General features: G+C 38.5%; 19 protein-coding genes and 1 pseudogene. 12 read left to right on the forward strand and 8 right to left on the reverse strand.

The window, feature by feature from the left end:
* Positions 1-51 precede the first annotated feature (51 nt).
* The 3 genes from ACFJIZ_RS13175 to ACFJIZ_RS13185 all read right to left on the reverse strand — a co-directional run bounded on the left by ACFJIZ_RS13175 (position 52) and on the right by ACFJIZ_RS13185 (position 3,275).
* The gene (locus ACFJIZ_RS13175; protein WP_379084697.1) at positions 52-1,047 is read right to left on the reverse strand and encodes an FKBP-type peptidyl-prolyl cis-trans isomerase; all 996 of its coding nucleotides are present in this window, start codon (positions 1,045-1,047) and stop codon (positions 52-54) included.
* A gap of 201 nt (positions 1,048-1,248) precedes the next feature.
* Entirely contained in the window at positions 1,249-2,235 is a 987-nt protein-coding gene (locus ACFJIZ_RS13180; RefSeq protein WP_379084700.1) for an FKBP-type peptidyl-prolyl cis-trans isomerase, read from the reverse strand.
* 29 nt (positions 2,236-2,264) lie between these two features.
* Positions 2,265-3,275 (reverse strand): bifunctional oligoribonuclease/PAP phosphatase NrnA, encoded by a 1,011-nt coding sequence (locus ACFJIZ_RS13185; protein WP_379084703.1) that lies wholly within the window; start codon positions 3,273-3,275, stop codon positions 2,265-2,267.
* 118 nt (positions 3,276-3,393) lie between these two features.
* Here ACFJIZ_RS13185 and ACFJIZ_RS13190 point away from each other — a divergent pair, with 118 nt between their 5' ends.
* The 3 genes from ACFJIZ_RS13190 to ACFJIZ_RS13200 all read left to right on the forward strand — a co-directional run bounded on the left by ACFJIZ_RS13190 (position 3,394) and on the right by ACFJIZ_RS13200 (position 4,936).
* On the forward strand, positions 3,394-3,813 hold the full coding sequence (locus ACFJIZ_RS13190; RefSeq protein ID WP_379084706.1) for a nucleoside-diphosphate kinase: 420 nt from the start codon (positions 3,394-3,396) through the stop codon (positions 3,811-3,813).
* A gap of 135 nt (positions 3,814-3,948) precedes the next feature.
* On the forward strand, positions 3,949-4,713 hold the full coding sequence (locus ACFJIZ_RS13195) for an FKBP-type peptidyl-prolyl cis-trans isomerase (protein WP_379084709.1): 765 nt from the start codon (positions 3,949-3,951) through the stop codon (positions 4,711-4,713).
* Positions 4,714-4,762: 49 nt separating this feature from the next.
* Positions 4,763-4,936 (forward strand): hypothetical protein, encoded by a 174-nt coding sequence (locus ACFJIZ_RS13200; protein ID WP_379084712.1) that lies wholly within the window; start codon positions 4,763-4,765, stop codon positions 4,934-4,936.
* A 37-nt stretch (positions 4,937-4,973) separates the two neighbouring features.
* Here the strand turns inward: ACFJIZ_RS13200 and ACFJIZ_RS13205 are convergent, their stop codons facing one another.
* Complete coding sequence (locus ACFJIZ_RS13205) at positions 4,974-5,264, reverse strand: DUF721 domain-containing protein (protein WP_379084715.1); 291 nt, start codon at positions 5,262-5,264, stop codon at positions 4,974-4,976.
* Positions 5,257-6,360: a DNA replication/repair protein RecF gene (recF, locus tag ACFJIZ_RS13210; protein WP_379084718.1), complete on the reverse strand. Its 1,104-nt coding sequence runs from the start codon at positions 6,358-6,360 to the stop codon at positions 5,257-5,259. The genes ACFJIZ_RS13205 and recF overlap by 8 nt, the downstream gene beginning before the upstream one ends.
* A 126-nt stretch (positions 6,361-6,486) precedes the next feature.
* Here recF and ACFJIZ_RS13215 point away from each other — a divergent pair, with 126 nt between their 5' ends.
* The 3 genes from ACFJIZ_RS13215 to ytxJ all read left to right on the forward strand — a co-directional run bounded on the left by ACFJIZ_RS13215 (position 6,487) and on the right by ytxJ (position 8,292).
* The gene (locus ACFJIZ_RS13215; protein ID WP_379084721.1) at positions 6,487-7,155 is read left to right on the forward strand and encodes a tol-pal system YbgF family protein; all 669 of its coding nucleotides are present in this window, start codon (positions 6,487-6,489) and stop codon (positions 7,153-7,155) included.
* A gap of 120 nt (positions 7,156-7,275) precedes the next feature.
* Entirely contained in the window at positions 7,276-7,767 is a 492-nt protein-coding gene (ribH, locus tag ACFJIZ_RS13220) for a 6,7-dimethyl-8-ribityllumazine synthase (protein WP_379084724.1), read from the forward strand.
* Positions 7,768-7,959: 192 nt separating this feature from the next.
* Positions 7,960-8,292, forward strand: coding sequence for a bacillithiol system redox-active protein YtxJ (ytxJ, locus tag ACFJIZ_RS13225; RefSeq protein ID WP_379084727.1), 333 nt, complete (start codon positions 7,960-7,962; stop codon positions 8,290-8,292).
* A gap of 65 nt (positions 8,293-8,357) precedes the next feature.
* On the opposite strand, the gene ACFJIZ_RS13230 is transcribed toward ytxJ, so the two are convergent.
* Positions 8,358-9,875: a malate:quinone oxidoreductase gene (locus ACFJIZ_RS13230; RefSeq protein WP_379084730.1), complete on the reverse strand. Its 1,518-nt coding sequence runs from the start codon at positions 9,873-9,875 to the stop codon at positions 8,358-8,360.
* Positions 9,876-10,147: 272 nt separating this feature from the next.
* Here ACFJIZ_RS13230 and ACFJIZ_RS13235 point away from each other — a divergent pair, with 272 nt between their 5' ends.
* From ACFJIZ_RS13235 to ACFJIZ_RS13250, 4 genes are all read left to right on the forward strand, one after another.
* Complete coding sequence (locus tag ACFJIZ_RS13235; RefSeq protein WP_379084733.1) at positions 10,148-10,582, forward strand: GNAT family N-acetyltransferase; 435 nt, start codon at positions 10,148-10,150, stop codon at positions 10,580-10,582.
* Positions 10,583-10,661: 79 nt separating this feature from the next.
* Positions 10,662-11,543, forward strand: coding sequence for a lipoyl synthase (gene lipA / locus ACFJIZ_RS13240; RefSeq protein WP_379084736.1), 882 nt, complete (start codon positions 10,662-10,664; stop codon positions 11,541-11,543).
* Between the two features lie 62 nt (positions 11,544-11,605).
* Positions 11,606-12,157 carry an RNA polymerase sigma factor gene (locus tag ACFJIZ_RS13245; protein WP_379084739.1) on the forward strand — a complete coding sequence of 184 codons (552 nt, stop codon included), beginning with the start codon at positions 11,606-11,608 and terminating at the stop codon, positions 12,155-12,157.
* A 7-nt stretch (positions 12,158-12,164) separates the two neighbouring features.
* Positions 12,165-13,007 (forward strand): anti-sigma factor domain-containing protein, encoded by an 843-nt coding sequence (locus tag ACFJIZ_RS13250; protein WP_379084742.1) that lies wholly within the window; start codon positions 12,165-12,167, stop codon positions 13,005-13,007.
* Here ACFJIZ_RS13250 and ACFJIZ_RS13255 read toward each other — a convergent pair.
* Positions 13,004-14,497: an NAD(P)H-hydrate dehydratase gene (locus ACFJIZ_RS13255; RefSeq protein WP_379084745.1), complete on the reverse strand. Its 1,494-nt coding sequence runs from the start codon at positions 14,495-14,497 to the stop codon at positions 13,004-13,006. The genes ACFJIZ_RS13250 and ACFJIZ_RS13255 overlap by 4 nt on opposite strands.
* 125 nt (positions 14,498-14,622) lie before the next feature.
* On the opposite strand from ACFJIZ_RS13255, the gene yiaA reads away from it, so the two are divergent.
* Entirely contained in the window at positions 14,623-15,030 is a 408-nt protein-coding gene (yiaA, locus tag ACFJIZ_RS13260; RefSeq protein ID WP_379084748.1) for an inner membrane protein YiaA, read from the forward strand.
* 70 nt (positions 15,031-15,100) lie between these two features.
* On the opposite strand, the pseudogene uvrA reads toward yiaA, so the two are convergent.
* Positions 15,101-17,945: pseudogene (gene uvrA / locus ACFJIZ_RS13265) on the reverse strand (excinuclease ABC subunit UvrA).
* Positions 17,946-18,299: 354 nt separating this feature from the next.
* Here uvrA and ACFJIZ_RS13270 point away from each other — a divergent pair.
* Positions 18,300-18,692, forward strand: coding sequence for a hypothetical protein (locus ACFJIZ_RS13270; protein ID WP_379084751.1), 393 nt, complete (start codon positions 18,300-18,302; stop codon positions 18,690-18,692).
* The last annotated feature ends 1 nt before the right edge of the window (position 18,693 follow it).

Here is an 18,693-nt window from a genome sequence, read left to right on the forward strand (position 1 = left end):
AGCCCTGTCCATTTATTGAACAGGGCCTTATATCTTAAAATTAGATGGTTATTATTTTTTTGGAGCCTCAACAGGAGTAGCTGGTGCTGCTACGGGTGCTGATGGTTTTTTGATATCTACCAATTCAATATCAAAAACTACTGGAGAATATGGACCTATTCTGCCACCACCTTGTGGGCCATAAGCTATGTTAGAAGGCAATATAGCAGTTATCTTTCCACCTTTGCCAATCAACATCGCAGCTTCAACAAAACCTTTAAAAACGCCTTCAGCCAATGGAATTGGACGTGGACCGTATACCATAGCTGGGCCTGGCACTGGTGGCATTGTTTTTTTAGCTACGCTTTCTACACTTGTATCAAACACGTTATCGTTACCATCACTTTTTTTGTAAGTGAATTTACCAGTGTAGTTTACCATAACGGTATCACCCATTACTGGTTTTACACCAGTACCTGGAGCTGTGATAACATACTGCAAGCCACTTGGTGTAGTTGTTGTTTTAAGTTTATTTTCTTCAACATATTTTTTAATCTTAGCCGCTTCGCTATTTTTTCTCTGCTCGGTCATTTCCTTATAATCAGCTTGGAAATAATCGTTTGCTCTTCTTTGGAAGGTAGAGTCTGCTTCATTCGGCTTTTTAGAGAATACCTTACGGAATACAACTGTATAGTTCAGGTATTTATCCTTTTTAAAAGATTCTAGTCTTGGTTGTTTGGTATAGTGATCCATCGTATCCGCATTTAATTTGAAAGATACACTATCACCCTCTCCAAACTGTGACAAGATATCGTTCATATCTCCACCGTAGGTCTTTTTAGCCACAGGAAATATCTGGCTCATTCCAGTATCATATGTACTAAACTCTATTGAATCGTTGTCGTGTCTTAAAATAAAATCAACTTTAACAAAATCACCTTCTTTTACCTTTTCTTTTCCACCTGATTTATAGATGGTATATAATGTACCACCAGCCGCCTTTTTCTCATTTTTACAAGCAGCTAAGCCTAGAACTGCTGCTAGAAGGATTAATAAACTTTTTTTCATTATGTCTTTTTTGTTTTTGTTTAATTTTTTTAATGATTTATTTTCCAAATATATCTCATTGCTTGGAAATCTTATATCAAATGCAAAGATAATTTAACTTATCACTTTTTTATAAGGATCAATAGTTCTTTATCCTACCATTCAATCCAACAAAAAACCCTGCTCAAAAATGAACAGGGCTTATATTTTAAATATAAAGGATTATTTTTTAGGTACGGTAACCGGAGCTGGTGTCGCTGCCGGAGCTGTTCCTTTTTTAATGTCCATTAATTCAATATCGAAAACCAATGGAGAATAAGGTGCAATTGGACCACCACCTTGCGCACCAAAAGCTAGTGCAGAAGGTAAAATCGCAGTAATTTTACCACCTTTACCAATTAGTTGAAGGGCTTCAACGAAACCTTTGGCAATGCCTTCTCCTAGTGGAATTGGGCGTGGGCCATACATAGCGGCAGGGTTAGGTGGCATTGTTTTCTTAGCTACACTTTCTACGCTAGTATCAAATACATTGTCATTACCGTTAGATTTTTTGAAGGTAAATTTACCTGTATAGTTTACCATAGCCGTATCGCCCATTACTGGTTTTGGACCAGTACCTGGCGACGTAATGATATAATTTAAACCGCTACGTGTAATATGAACTGCTAATTTATTGTCTGCAACATATTTTTTGATTGTAGCATCTTCAGCATTTTTTCTTTTTTCTGTATAGGCTTTGTAATCTGCTTGGAAAAACTCATTCGCTCTTTTGTGGAATGTGCTATCCGCCTCATTTGCTTTCTTTGGAAATACTTTAGCAATTTTAACCGTGAAGTTCAAATATTTATCATTTTTAAACTGATCAGGTCTTGGTCCTTTTGTGCGGTTAACCATGGTGTCGATGTTCAACCTAAATGTTGCGCTATCTCCTTCGCCAAAAAGCAATAAAACATCATTCATATCTCCAGGATAAGTTTTTTTACCAACAGGGAATATTTTTGACATCGACTCGTCGTAGGTGCTATAGATAATCGAATCCTTGTCGTTTTTTTGGATAAAATCTACCTTAACAAAATCGCCCTCTTTGATTTTTTCTTTTCCTTCAGACTTATGGATAGTATATAATAAACCACCCTCACCTTTTTTCTCGTTTTTACAAGCAGCTAGGCCTAAAGTTGCCGCCAAAACAATTACTAAACTTTTTTTCATTATACTTTTTATTATTTATAGATTAATATTTATTGCAACAATTGAGATTTATACTCTGGTAAAATCGATTTAAATTCAGCCACAGTATCTGCCAGATTTTTATCAGATGCACCACCTGCAGCATTTCTATGCCCTCCACCGTTAAAATATTTCTTACAGATCTCATTAGCTGGAAAATCGCCAGTTGAACGTAAAGATAGTTTAACTTTGTCTGTTCTTTCTATGATAAATGCTGCCAATTTAATTCCATTGATAGACAAGGCATAATTCACAATCCCTTCTGTATCGCCTGTGGCAATATTATAGGCTTTAAGTTCTTCTGCGGTAACAGTGATAATCGCTGTATTAAACTCTCTTAATATATCTAGTTTGTTAGATAAGCAATGTCCCAAAAAGCGCAAACGGTTTTCTGAAGCATTGTCGTATACCAATTGATGGATCCGCCAATGTTCTGCACCAAGATCGATCAGGTCGGCAGCAATGCGATATACGGTTGACGTAGCCGAAGGAAAACGGAACGAGCCCGAATCGGTCATGATACCTGTATATAAACAAGTGGCCACGTCTTTGTTGATGAACCCGCCATCATTAAGTTCATTTACGATGAAATCATACACCAGCTGTGCAGCAGCACAGGCATTGATGTTCCAATGACGGTAATCATCAAAATCTTCTGGTTCCAAATGGTGGTCGATCATCAACTTTAAACCTGAAGCATTACGGATGTGTTCACCCAGTTCGTTGATCCTGTTCAAGGTATTAAAATCACAACAAAAGATAAGCTCGGCTTCGTTTACCAATTGTATAGACTGCTCTTGTGCTTCTGTGTAGATGACAACATTAGAATTATTAGGCAACCAATGCAGAAAATCGGGATAATCTGTTGGTGTGATCACGGTTACATGATGTCCTTTTTGAATTAGATAAGCATATAAACCCAAAGAAGAACCCATCGCATCGCCATCTGGTTTATGATGGGTTGTGATCACGATCTTTTTAGGAGCTGCTAATAATGTTTTTAATTCTGAGATTGATATCATATTATTTTTGCGCTTGCAAAGCTAATGATTTTAGGTTTAATTGGTTGCTTTTATTCAGTAAGCTTTTAATATTAAATAAAGAAAGCGTATTTTTGCAAAAAATTTCAATTAAATAGAGATGAGTACGAACAGAACATTTACAATGATCAAGCCTGATGCAGTTGCAAACGGGCACATTGGCGCAATCATTAACGATATTACAAATGCTGGTTTTAAGATCATTGCATTAAAATACACCAAATTAACTCCAGAAACTGCCGGCGAATTTTATGCTGTACACAAAGCACGTCCATTTTATGGAGATTTAGTAAGCTTTATGTCTTCTGGACCTATCGTTGCTGCTATCTTAGAAAAAGATAACGCCATCGAAGATTTCAGGAACTTAATTGGTGCTACTAACCCTGCTGAAGCTGCAGAAGGAACTATTCGTCAGAAATATGCAAAATCTATTGATGCAAATGCAGTACATGGACCTGATTCTGATGAGAATGCTCAAATTGAAGGCGACTTCTTTTTTACAGCTGCTGAGCGTTTCTAAGTCAGTATTAACTTATTCATAAAACGTCATTTTGAATAGAAAACAAGGAGAAATCTTCTCTTGGGGCCCTATTTCGGAATGACGTTTTTTTTATGGGAATATTAATTTTGTATATTTCGACCTTAAAATTGATAAATGAAGAAAATATTTTTTGCCGCTTTGATCACTATTGTTGGTTTTGGCGCTAATGCACAAACAAAAAGCAAAACCAGCATTGCTAAAAAACCAGTTGCCACAACAAAAACCGCTACAAAACCTGTTGCCAAAGCACCAGTTTTCAAAAACAATCTAGATTCTGCTTGTTATGCTTTAGGATTAAGTGTAGCCAGCAGTTTTAAATCTGGCGGCCTCACTACCATCAACTACGAATCGTTCAATAAAGGACTAACTGATGCCCTAACTGGAGCCAATCCAACCTTGAGTCAAGAAAAGGCACAAGAAGCCATTACCAAACTTTTCGAAAGCTTTAGCAAACAACGCGAAGAAGTAGAAAAACAGAAATATGCTGCCAATGTAAACGAAGGCTCCAATTTTTTAGCACAGAACAAAACCAAGCCAGGCATTAAAACAACCGCAAGCGGTTTGCAATATGAAGTAATTACGGCTGGAACTGGGGCTAAACCAAAGGAAACGGACAATGTAACCGTAAACTATAAAGGAACTTTGCTAAACGGTACTCAATTCGATAGTTCTTATGATCGCGGCGAACCGGCTACATTTGGATTAAACCAAGTAATCAAAGGATGGACTGAAGGTGTACAATTAATGCCAGAGGGTTCAAAGTATCGCTTTTTTATCCCGTATCATTTGGCTTATGGATCAAGGGCAACTCCAGATGGAAGCATTCCTCCTTTTAGCACCTTGATCTTTGAAGTAGAACTGATCAAAGTCAACAACTAAAAACCAAACTATTTATGCATTCATATGTTTTATCAGAAAGCATATGATCATGAAAAAATATAGTTCTCTGGCATTGGTTGCCATTTTTGCAAGTACATTAACCAGTTGCGAATTGGTTGAAGGAATATTTAAGGCGGGTGTATGGACCGGTATAATTGTAGTTGTAGTGGTGCTGGCCTTAATTATATGGCTGATCTCCAAAGTATTTGGTGGAAGAAATTAAAAAATGCCATTCGATAAATAATCGAATGGCATTTTTATTATAAGAAGACAATTTCTGTGATCACATCAGAACCTGCCCTTTCGTTTAGTTTCTGTATAATACCTGTTCTTACCATCAACAATTCATTTTTGATGACCGAGGATTCTATTCTTACAAAAAGTTTTTTCTGACTTACATAAATCTGCGTGGTCCGGTTGGCCACTGCAGTCCCCATCAATTCTGGCCAATGCGCCACTACTCCCGTTTCATCATATTTACCACGCAAACGATAAACCGAAAGCATTTTGGTAATTGCATCCTTAAGTGTGATATCATTTGGTTTACGCATGTTTAATTACCCCATTATCTACTTCAAACAAAGTTACATCAACCTTGATCTCCTTAAAAACAGAAAGCACCCTTTCTTTACCTGTATCCGTAATAAATATCTGTCCAAAATCGTGATGCGATACCATTTCCATTAATTTACGCACCCTAAGGTCATCTAATTTATCAAAAATATCGTCCAATAACAACAAGGGTTTAAAACCTTTAAATTTTTGCAGATAACTGTATTGTGCCAATTTCAAAGCAATCAGAAAAGATTTTTGCTGCCCTTGCGAGCCAAACTTTTTCAGGGCCATATCACCAATCACAAACTGTAGTTCGTCTTTATGTATCCCAGTAGTAGTTCTTTCCAATAGTCTATCCTTTTCTATAGATTGAGCCAATAGCTCTTCAAAACTTTGTGTATTGAGTTGCGATTGGTAACTTAAAGCAACCTGTTCTGCGTTGTTGGTGATGTAACTATAGTGTTGATTAAAAAGCGGAATGAAATCGAGTAAAAATTGTTTCCTTTTCTCAAATATCTTCATCCCCGAAGCAACCAATTGTTCATCCAGGATCTGCAACAGCGTTACATCCAGTTTTCTGGTGGCGGCTACTTGTTTCAATAGCGCATTGCGGTTTAAAAGATGCTTGTTATAAATAATGAGCTCGTCGAGGTAATTGGAATCAGTCTGCGAGATCACATTATCAACAAACCTGCGTCGTTCTTCGCTCCCATCCATGATCAGGTTTACATCGTATGGCGAAATCATGACCAAAGGGAAAAGTCCAATATGGTTGGCCAGCTTGTCGTATTCTTTTTTATTTCGCTTAAATTGCTTCTTTTGGTTGCGTTTTAGTCCGCAAGTGATCTTCTCATTTTTCTCTTTCCGATCAAAATCACCCTGAACCAGAAAAAGGTCTTCATTGGCCTTAATCTGCTGACTATCTATAGGGTTAAAATAACTTTTACAAAGGCATAAATAGTGGATAGCGTCTAATAAATTCGTTTTACCAGCCCCGTTATTCCCTACAAAAGCATTTACGGTTTTAGAAAAGCCAAGCTCTGCCGACGAATAATTTTTAAAATTGAGAAGTGTAATGTTTTTTAGCCACATAGTTTAATACGTCCAAAGTTACCTTTTTTACGGCTGCTAATTCATTAAAGTTTAATTAAATAGTTAAAAAAGGGGTTGATACTTTGATTGAAAAATGTATTTTTGCAATCTCAATTTTTTAAATAAATGTCTACAACAGATAAAACGATAACGCAACCAGTTAGAAAAGGTGGTTTTTTAGAAGAGAACGGTAAAAGTTTGTTATTTATAGCCATCGCTATCTTAGCTTTAGCAGCAATAGCTGTTTATTATTTTTACTCGTACTTGCCAAACAGAGCAGAACAAGCTGCTGGCCAGATGTATAAAGCAGAGCAATACGTAGGTGTAGACTCTTTAGCTAACAAAGCAATCAATGGCGAAGGCGGTTATCCAGGTCTGGAAAAAATCGCTGCAGAATTTGACAATACCAAATCTGCAAACTTGGCCAACCTTTATTTAGGTGGTATCTATCTGCGTAAAGGCGAATACAAAAAAGCAACCGAAGCTTTAGGAAAATATACAGCTACAGGCAGTCCTGTTGCAGACCCATTGGCTTTAGGCTTATTAGGCGATGCTTATAGCGAGTTGAAAGACTATAAACAAGCGGCTACTTATTACCAAAAAGCTGCAGACAAAGCCAGCAACAAATTTACTTCTCCTATGTTCTTGAAAAAATTAGGTCTAGTTAACGAAAACCTAAAAGATTTTAAGGCAGCAGCGGAAGCTTACACTAAAATTAAAACGCAATATCCTGCAAGTCAAGAAGCTGCCATGATTGACGAGTACATTGCACGTGCGCAGGCTCAAGTAAAATAATCTTCCACTTAGTGGTTAAAAATATAAAGACTCTGTTAACGCAGGGTCTTTTTTTATATCCTAACATTATTCAAACACTTCTGCTTTAAAACGTTTCAACTTAAAGCTTATCTTTGTAACATGGCAACACATCTTAAAAACCTATCAGACTTTTCGCATACAACTATTCCTAATGGTGCAGCTTATAAAATTGCAATTGTTGTAGCCGAATGGAATGCTAAAATTACTGGCGCATTATATCAAGGTGCCTATGCTACTTTGACCAAACATGGCGTAAAGGAAGAAAACATCATATCTATGCCTGTACCTGGAAGTTTCGAATTGACTGCTGGTGCAGAAATCTTATTGACAAAAGACAACACACTGGATGCAGTAATCTGCTTGGGCTGTGTGATTCAAGGAGAAACGAAACATTTCGATTTTATCTGTGATGCGGTGGCAAATGGTGTAACCAACGTTGGCATTAAACACAGCAAACCGGTAATTTTTGGGGTGTTGACCACTAACGACGAACAACAAGCGATGGATAGAGCAGGTGGCAAACATGGCAACAAAGGAGATGAAGCAGCAATAACAGCCTTGAAAATGGCGAATTTTTCTGCAACAATTTAATTACCCCATACGTTATTCATAAAAAAGTGTAATTTAGGGCATTAGCAAAATTCTTTAATACCGAACACGAATGAAAAAAATAGCAATTCTATTATTATTTATGTTTTGTGCTATTGCAATATTAGAATCATGTTCTTCTAAGCTCTGCCCTGCTTACAGTACTTATCCAGAAGGAAGAAAAAGAAGATAAAAATGCAGTGGATTGACATTACGGTTCTTGAACAGATCAATACAATTAAACAAGCAACTGGTTATAGTGTTATTTTTAAACACAGTACGCGTTGTTCGATAAGCCTTATGGCTAAAAAACATTTTGAATTAGACTGGGATTCTATTCCGGCCAATACTCCGCTCTATTTTTTAGACCTGATCAGCCATAGAGACATTTCTGCCTATGTTGCAGAAACCTTTCAGGTCCATCACGAATCGCCGCAAATGCTCTTAATCAAAGATGGAGAATGCATTTTGGATTCTTCACATGGTGATATTTCGGTGGAAGAAATTACAGAATCAATCTTAGCTTAGGCAGATTGTTCAACAATTCGATCAAAATAAAAGCCTCATCAAATGATGAGGCTTTTATTTTGATATTAATTTTCTACCAGACTATTTAACTTGAGCACAGCAGAAGTCCTTTGTCTGGTTTCATTACATAGCATTTCACTTTCCGACAACTTCTCTCCGTAGGTTGGGATCATTGTTCTGATCTTTGTTTGCCATTGGGCAGTCTGCAATTTGGCTTTGAAACAACGGTCTAAAAGACTTAACATAATAGAAACCGCGGTTGAGGCACCAGGTGAAGCACCCAATAAAGCTGCAATCGAACCATCAGCTGCACTCACTACCTCTGTTCCAAACTCTAAAATCCCACCTTCTTTCTCATCTTTTTTGATCACCTGCACTCTTTGTCCGGCAGTTTCTAACTCCCAGTCTTTGATGTCTGCATTGGGCAGATATTCTTTCAAGGCCTCAAATCGATCTTCTGGCGATTGGCGTACTTGATCAATGAGGTATTTTGTTAAATCTAAGTTGTGTAGCCCCGCAGAAATCATTGGACGGATATTGTTGAACTTGATAGATAAGGGTAAATCCAAAAATGAACCATTCTTCAAAAACTTAGTAGAAAACCCAGCATACGGACCAAACAACAAAGCCTGCTTTCCATTGATGATACGTGTATCCAAGTGCGGCACAGACATCGGTGGCGCACCAACAGCTGCCTTACCATAAACCTTTGCATGGTGACGGGCAATTACGGCTTCATTGGTGCATTTTAACCATTGGCCACTTACCGGAAAACCGCCAAAGCCCTTTCCTTCTGGGATGCCTGATTTTTCTAGTAATGGCAATGAACCTCCACCAGCACCAATAAATACAAATTTGGCCAATCGGCTACGTTTTTCGCCCGATTCTAAATTTTTGACCTTTATCTTCCACTCACCACTGTCCATTTTATCCAGTTCACGTATTTCGTGATGAAAGTGCAAACTTACCTTAGGCTGTTTACTTAAATAGCTAAACATCTCTCGGGTTAAGGACCCAAAATTCACATCAGTACCGAGGTCCATTTTGGTGGCAGCAACTTTTTCTTTTTTCGAGCGGCCTTCCATTACCAAAGGTGTCCATTCTTTGATTGTTGCCAAGTCTTCGCTATACTGCATATCGTCAAAAAGATTGCATTTTTGCAAAGCCTGATATCTTGTCTTTAAAAATTCGACGTTATTTTTACCCCAAACAAAACTCATATGCGGAATATTCCTGATAAACAAATGGGGATCCGATAGGATTTCTTTTTCTACCAGATAGGTCCAGAACTGTTTGGAAACCTCAAAGGATTCGGCAATCTGTACCGCCTTTTTGATATCTACCACACCATCCTGGTTTTGGGGAGTATAATTGAGTTCACAAAATGCCGAATGTCCTGTACCTGCGTTGTTCCAGGCATCAGAGCTTTCTGCCGCAGCAATATCTAATCGCTCATAAATTTCTATACTTAAATCTGGTTCCAATTCTTTTAAGATCAAACCAAGTGTGGCACTCATGATACCTGCGCCAATTAAAATCACATCTGCGTCGGTTTCAACAACCGTCTTTCTTTTTCTGCCCATTACTAAACAACCAATATAAATCTTTGATTCTAAAGCACAATCGATGCCAAGAATCTTACCAAACAGTCAAAATATTCTAATATTTTAGACCTTGCAAATTTAAAGGTTTGAAAGAAAATACCTCGACAAAAACAATCATTTTTATAAGAAAAGAAAAAATTAACAGAAAAATAACCTGATTTTTGATTTAAAATCTAGTTAAATAAAAAAATGATATCATTTTAAAACCAAAATAACCAATTTTACACACAACCAAACACAATACAACAAAAATGCAAATACTCAGACTTCAATCTTTAGACCTAAAGGACGCCGAACAAATCGCTGCATTATCCATCCAATTGGGTTATGAGAACGAGATCAATGCACTGTTTAACAGAACACAGCAAATCATCAAGGCAATAGATAATTGTGTATTTGTGGCAAAGGCAGATGATCGAATTGTAGGTTGGATACATGGTTTTATAGCTTTAAGGGTCGAAACCCCACTCTTTGTTGAAATTGCTGGCTTGGTTGTTGCGCAAGACTTCAGGAAACAACATTTAGGAAAAGAGCTGATAGAAGCCGTGAAAGAATGGAGCAACTCAGTTGGAGTATATAAAGTTAGGGTGCGATGCAATGTGACCAGAACAGAGAGCCACAAGTTTTATAAAAACATCGGTTTTAGCCAAAACAAGCAACAAATGGTTTTTGAAATGGATATCTAGGGGATATTGCATCAAAACATTACAAGCGCTAAACATTTAAGGATTGCAACATTTCAATCCTATTGCTTAACTTTGCATTATGATAGAACTTCCTGTAGTTCCTGCTGTAACAGAAAAGCCGCGTAAACCAGATTGGTTAAGGGTTAAATTACCTGTTGGTAAAGAATATGCCCAAGTAAGAAGCCTTGTTGACACCCATAAACTGCATACGATCTGCGAGAGTGGCAATTGTCCCAATATGGGCGAATGCTGGGGTGCAGGCACGGCTACCTTTATGATCCTGGGAAATATCTGTACCCGATCTTGTTCATTTTGTGCTGTAGCCACAGGAAGACCCTTGGCAGTTGATACAGATGAACCTGCTCGTGTGGCCAACTCTGTGAAACTGATGAACGTAAAACATTGCGTGATCACTTCAGTAGATCGCGACGACCTAAAAGATGGCGGTTCTATCATCTGGGCTGAGACCTTGCAAGCCATTAGAAGAGAAAGTCCTCAAACTACTTTAGAAACTTTAATTCCAGACTTTAAGGGTCAATGGGATAATCTATACCGTGTATTGGAAGAAAGACCAGAGGTAATGTCGCACAACGTGGAAACGGTGAGACGCTTAACCAAACAGGTACGTATCCAAGCTAAATATGATAGAAGTCTAGAAGCTTTGAAAAGAATTTCGGAGTTTGGCCTAAGAACCAAAACTGGAATTATGTTAGGCTTAGGCGAAACTGAAGAGGATGTTTTAGAGGCGATGGATGACTTGGTAGCCAATGGCGTACACATTTTAACTTTAGGGCAATACTTACAACCAACAAGAAACCATCACCCTGTTGTTGACTGGATACATCCAGATCAATTTGCTAAATATAAAGAGATAGGGTTGGCAAAAGGCTTAAGATATGTAGAAAGCGGACCGTTAGTACGTTCTTCTTACCATGCTGAAAAACATTTGTTTGATTTTTAGTGTTTAATCTTTAATTAAATAAATCACTTTCAATTGTTATAAGTTTCTGTATATTAGTAACCTTGGCAACAACAAAAAAAATATCTCTTTCTGAAGAAGAATTGGTCAATGCGCTGAAGAGACAGGATACTGTAGCGATCAAAGCATTATATGACATGTATTCTGGAGCTTTGCTCGGTGTAATTTCGCGTATCATTCAACATACAGAAGTTGCAGAAGACCTATTACAAGAAACTTTCGTTAAAATATGGAATTCGGCAGGTAGCTACGACTCTTCTAAAGGCCGTTTATTTACATGGATGATGAATGTTGCCCGTAACTTATCAATTGATAAATTACGCTCCAAGGATTTTAAAAATGCTAGTAAAAACCAAGACATAGAAAATAACGTAGATTTCATTGACCAGCAAAAGAAGGTCAGTTTTAATGCCGATGTTTTAGGACTTAAAGACATGGTAACCAACATGAAACCAGAGTTTAAAGATGTTTTAGACATGGTCTATTTTAAAGGATATACCCATGTAGAAGCGGCTGAAGAACTAGACCTACCTTTAGGTACAGTGAAGACACGTGTGCGCATGGCTATATTAGAATTGAGGAAAAAATTTAATTGAGGTGGAAGTGGAAGAAGTAAAAGCATATATCGAATCAGGCATACTTGAACTTTACGTTCTAGGGCAATTGAACGCCCAAGAAAGTAGTGAAGTTGAAGCTATGGCCAATAAGCATCCGGAGGTTAGCGCAGAACTTGCTGCTATTGAACTTGCCCTGGAAGCTTATGCGCTTGAAAATGCAATTGCCCCATCAAACGCTTTAGAAGATAAAATACTAGCCCAATTTACTACTACTGCTCCTGTTACTACATCAGCGCCTGAACCGAAAGTAGTACCCTTATACGAAGGACAAAAAGATGGTACCGTGAGAACATTGCGTTATGCATTGATTGCTTGTAGTATCTTATTGGTGTTGAGTTTGGGTGCTTTGTTCTCTGCACATAAAGATTTAAGTCAAGCCAATGAACAGATCGCAACATTAAGTTTAGACAAAGAAAAATTTGCATCGACTGTTTCTAAACTCGAGTTTGACAAGAGTGGAATGGAAAATAGGATAGCCATGACGGAAACCGATGAATGGGCTACCGTAAAACTAGCAGGTGTTAAGGATTCTCCAAAAGCAAAAATGCTGGTTTATTGGAATAAAAAGGACAAAAGTATATTGATCAACTATGTGGCTATGGACCTTCCCAAAACGGACCAGGCACATGAATACCAGTTATGGGCTCTTGTTGATGGAAAACCAGTAAGTTTAGGTGTATTTAGCAGCACCGACAATGCTAAAGAAGCCGTTAAACAAATGGAAACCATAGAAAAAGCCCAAGCTTTTGCCGTAACCATAGAACCTATGGGCGGTAGCCAGAACCCAACCATGGAAAAAATGGTGGTAATGGGTGGTGTTACTATCTAATCTAAAATTTTCCTTAACGTTTTTGGAAGCTGTAAAGCCAGTCTTGAAGCATTTATCGTAAAGCTCTTTTTAGCCAATTCATCGCCTGACCTACCGTGTAGGTATGCTGCTAAAATCGCCGCTGTTTCGGCAGGGTAAGATTGTGCTACCAAACCTGCAATTATTCCCGTTAATACATCTCCCATTCCTCCAGAAGCCATCGCAGGGTTTCCTGTAGCATTGATGTGGACTTCACCATTTGGTAAACAGACAAACGTGTATTGGTTTTTAAGCACAATGACCAAATGTCTTGTTCTGGCTTCTCTTTGTGCTGTTATTAATCTTTCCCACCAATTTTGATGCACACCAAACAGTCGATCAAACTCCTTTAGGTGAGGTGTTAAAATACTTTGGGCAGCCAAATCATCCAATAGGTCTTTTCTTTGCGCTAAAATATTCAAGGCATCTGCGTCAGCTATCAGTGGCTTTTTAAGGCTGATCAATCTTGCCAATAAGATTTCGTTTTCTTCCTCTGTACCCAAACCAGGACCAATGGCAATGGTTGTAAACTTTTCAAAAGCCGCGATGTCTAAATGTTCATGTCGGGGTAAGGCCATTACCTCTGGCAAGGTCGAATTTAAAGCAACCAATCCACTTTTTGGTAGACAAACGGTCGTTAATCCAGCACCTATATGTAAACAGGAACTTGCCGATAAAAGGGCCGCCCCCATTGTAGTATCGTTTCCGGCTACCAATAAAGCATGTCCGTAAGTACCTTTATGTGTAAAATTTGCTCTAGGTTTGAGCATATGTTTGATATCGGCCTTGGTGGTCAACTTCCAATCACTCGGTTGATCTGTGATGAAATCTTTATCCAAACCTATATCAACCACTTTAAACCTTGCTAATGCCGCTACCGATTCGGGAAAGAAAAAATTAAGTTTGGGTTGTTGGAAACAGATTGCCAGATCAGCTTTGATCCCATTGTAAGCAATTGGTATTTCACCTTCTGCATTAAACCCAGTTGGCACATCCACGCTTACCACTGTTTTCTTTAAGCTGTTAACCAAACTAGCCAAGGTTGCATACTCGCCCGCTAAAGGTTTATTTAAACCAGAGCCCAAAACTGCATCAATAACGATATCGGCCTTTAAGTCTTTAAGATCTTCGGCTTTTGAGACAGTGATTGACTTGATCTTTTTCTCGGTCAACCGTTCAAGGTTTGCGGTATAATCTTCGCTTTGTTTGGCTGAGAAATTGACTAGATATACTTTAATATGTTTGTAATCATCCTCTGTTAAAAGTCTGGCAATTGCCAAACCATCTCCTCCATTGTTACCCCGCCCACATAAAATGGCAATGTTATTTTTGCGTTCTGGAAATGCTTTCTTAAATGCTGCTACAAATCCTACAGCAGCCCTTTCCATCAGCTCAACAGAAGAAATACCTTGTTGCTGGATGGTAAAAATATCTGCCTTTTGCAGCTGTGCCGAGGTCAATAGGTTTTGCATAAAGCTAAGTTAGGCTAATCTGTTTATTAAATCCAATAGCTAGTGGTTTTGTTTTATTTAGTAACATTTTACAAGGTTGCGCATCTGATTATCAATAATTAAATCGCTAACCAAATTTTAAAACGATGATTCAAAAACCATCAAACGCATTCATAGCAGCCGCATGGATCGCACTTGGAATTGGCATGATTGGCTTTATTGTAGGGCTTTGGCGCTCCGATATGCTACTAAACGAAAAGGGTTATTATTTTACTGTATTGCTGTTCGGCCTTTTTGCCGTTATCTCTTTACAAAAAGCCGTAAGAGACAAATTGGAAAGTATTCCTGTTACAGAAATCTATTACGGCATCAGCTGGTTTGCTACCATCCTAACCATCACTTTATTGGTGATAGGCTTATGGAATGCCGACCTTTTACCGAGTGAAAAAGGATTTTATGCCTTTGGCTTTTTACTCGCTCTATTTGGCGCTATCGCAGTGCAAAAAAACACGAGAGACCTTCAGCTTTTTAAAAGAGACCAACACTTGGATTAATTGATGCTGAACCATTTTACAGCCATTCCAATTACTTGGAATGGCTTTTTTATTAGTTATTTTTAAATGATTAGGACATCTCCTTCTTTAAGAATTTCCCTGTTAAGCTAATTGGATTTTGGATCAAACCTTCTGGTGTACCTTCAAATATGATTCTTCCACCACCAGCGCCGCCTTCTTCACCTAGATCAATTACCCAATCGGCAACTTTCACCACGTCGAGGTTATGCTCGATCACCAATACTGTATTTCCTTTTTCCACCAATTCATTCAATACACCCAATAATACATTGATATCTTCGAAATGCAGTCCTGTGGTAGGTTCATCCAAGATATAAAATGTTTTACCCGTATCTTTTTTCGATAGTTCGGTAGCCAATTTAACACGTTGCGCCTCTCCACCCGATAATGTAGTAGAAGATTGACCCAACCTGATGTAACCTAAGCCCACATCATTAAGGGTTTTGATCTTGCGATAAATAGCAGGCATATGTTCAAAGAACTGACAAGCCTCCTCTATACTCATGTCTAGTACATCGCTGATAGATTTGCCACGGTAACGTACTTCCAATGTCTCACGGTTGTATCGTCTGCCACCACATTCTTCACAAGGAACAGCAACATCCGGCAAGAAATTCATTTCGATCACCTTCATCCCAGCACCTTGGCAAGTTTCGCAACGGCCACCTTTTACATTAAAAGAGAAACGCCCAGGTTTGTAACCACGGTCTTTCGCCTCTGGTAACAATACAAACAGGTTACGGATATCAGAGAAAACCCCTGTATAGGTAGAAGGATTTGAACGAGGCGTACGACCGATTGGCGCTTGATCGATTCTCGATCACCTTATCAATTTCCTTCAATCCATTGATCTTTTCGTATGGAAGCGGGTGTTTCTTCGCTCTAAAAAAATGATGGTTTAAGATGGGATACAATGTTTCGGTAATCAAGCTAGACTTACCACTACCAGACACGCCTGTAACCGCTATAAATTTACCCAAAGGGAAATCAACCGATACTTCCTTTAAATTATGTCCAGTAGCTTTAATGATCGATAGTTTATGTCCGTTTCCTTTACGTCGCACTTTAGGTACTTCGATTCCTTTTTTACCATTTAGGTAGGCTGCCGTTAATGTTCCAGATTTTAGGTACCTGCGCAGGTGTTCCCTGTGCCACAACCTCGCCCCCATGTACACCAGCTGCCGGACCAATGTCAATGACATGGTCTGCCTCTAAGATCATGTCCTTATCGTGCTCAACCACCAAAACCGTATTGCCCAAATCGCGCAGGTTTTTTAAGGCGCCAATCAAACGTTCATTATCCCTTTGGTGTAAACCTATACTTGGCTCATCCAAAATGTACATCACATTCATCAATTGAGAGCCGATCTGTGTGGCCAAACGGATACGTTGGGCTTCACCACCAGAAAGGGTTCTAGCTGTACGGTCTAAGGCCAAATAAGTTAGCCCTACGTCTGTTAAGAAACCGATACGCGCCCTGATCTCTTTTAAGATTCTTTGGCAATGGTATTCTGTCTGTCGTTTAAACGGCTTTCTACGTCTGTAAACCAAGCTTTTAAACCAAGGATATCCATTTCAGAAAGTTCGAAGATATTCTTTCCGTCTACCTTAAAATGCAGACTTTCTTTTTTCAAACGTGCGCCATTACATTCAGGACAGGTTTTCAGTTTCCTGAAATTATCCATATCATCAGCTGCAGCGGTATCGCTTCTTTTCTCGTGTTGTTCTTCCAACAGCTTAATGATCCCATCAAAAGTAATCTGGTAATTCTGGACATTCCATTTATTGTATTCAACAGCTACACTTAACAACTCATGTGTGCCGTTTAAAATGATATCTATATTTTCATCGCCCAGCTTTTCAAGTGGTGTAGAAAGCGAAAAATTATACTTTTTTGCCAATGCCTTTAATACCTGGAACATCCAAACATCACGGTATTCACCAAGTGGTGCCAAACCACCGTTAATAATGCTCAGTTTCATATTAGGCATTACCGATTCCTTGTCTACTACAAAAATATAGCCCAAGCCATCACAACGCTCACATGCACCATAAGGCGAGTTAAAAGAAAAACTATTGGGCTGTGGTTCATCATAAGAGATTCCTGTAGTTGGACACATCAAAAACTTGCTGAAATGGGCAACATTATTGTCCTTATCGCTAATCTTAATAATGCCTTTCCCTAAACGCATGGCGGTTTGTATACTGTCCAATAAACGTTTATGGTCTTTCTCATCGATGATCAAACGGTCTACTACAATCTCGATATCGTGAATTTTATAGCGATCAACCTGCATTTTAGCCGTAATGTCTTTGATCTCTCCATCAATACGCACCTTTACATAACCCTGTTTGCGGATCTGCTCAAACAACTCTCTGTAGTGGCCTTTACGACCTTTAACTACCGGAGCCAAAATATTCACGGCCACCGTATCAAATTTCTTGTAAATATTTTTAAGAATCTGGTCTTCGCTCATGCGTTCCATCTTCTCACCAGTGTTATAAGAAAAAGCCTCGGCCACACGGGCATATAACAAGCGCATGAAATCGTAGATCTCGGTAATCGTTCCAACAGTTGAACGTGGATTTTTACTGGTTGTTTTTTGCTCGATGGCAATTACCGGACTAAGGCCTGAAACCTTATCTACATCAGGACGTTCCATCCCTCCCATGAATTGACGAGAATAGGCGCTAAATGTTTCCATATAGCGACGTTGCCCCTCTGCATAAATGGTATCAAAAGCCAAAGACGATTTGCCACTACCACTTAAACCAGTAATCACAACCAGTTTGTTGCGTGGAAAGCTTACATCTATATTTTTAAGATTATGCACCCTGGCACCGTACACTTCTACATCTTTTTGTTCGCCTAGGTCAACGTTCTTTTTGCTCATAAATTTATGAATTCTCGGTATTAAAAAACAGCCTGCAAAAATAGCGAATAATAAGCAGAAAAGCTATTGATTTACAAAGCTTAAAATGTAGTTTCTTTGTCATTAGGCCTAAAGGTTTTTTGTTTCTTTTTGCTAAACAATTAGAAAGCTAAATAGTTGCAGAATGCAAGTGTTGAACACCTATTTCGATTGACGTTGAAAATCACAATCCACATTGTAAAGCTAGGCCAACAATAAAACATTTGGAATGGAAAGAAATTAAGGATAGTTTTGAAGGATAAAACGTGGGCAATTTAAAACCACGAGGATCATTTAAAGGATTAGCTAAAGAAAATTATGATTATTGAACCTAGAATGCGAGGATTTATATGTTTAACTGCACATCCAAAAGGTTGTGAGCAAAACGTAATTAATCAAATTAACTATATTAAGTCTAAAGGACCGATTGATGGTCCAAAAAAAGTACTGGTTATCGGTGCTTCAACTGGTTTCGGATTGGCTTCTAGAATTACAAGTGCTTTTGGATCAGATGCAGCCACCATTGGTGTCTATTTCGAGAAACCACCAAAAGAAGGAAAAACTGCTTCTCCAGGTTGGTACAATACAGCAGCGTTTGAAACTGAAGCCGCTAAAGCTGGTCTATATGCCAAAAGCATTAATGGTGATGCTTTTTCTGACGAAGTAAAAGCACAGGCCATCGAATTGATCAAAGCCGACCTAGGTCAAATCGACTTGGTCGATCTATAGT

It is taken from the genome of Pedobacter sp. UC225_65, from assembly GCF_042698365.1.
Classification (GTDB): Bacteria; Bacteroidota; Bacteroidia; order Sphingobacteriales; family Sphingobacteriaceae; genus Pedobacter.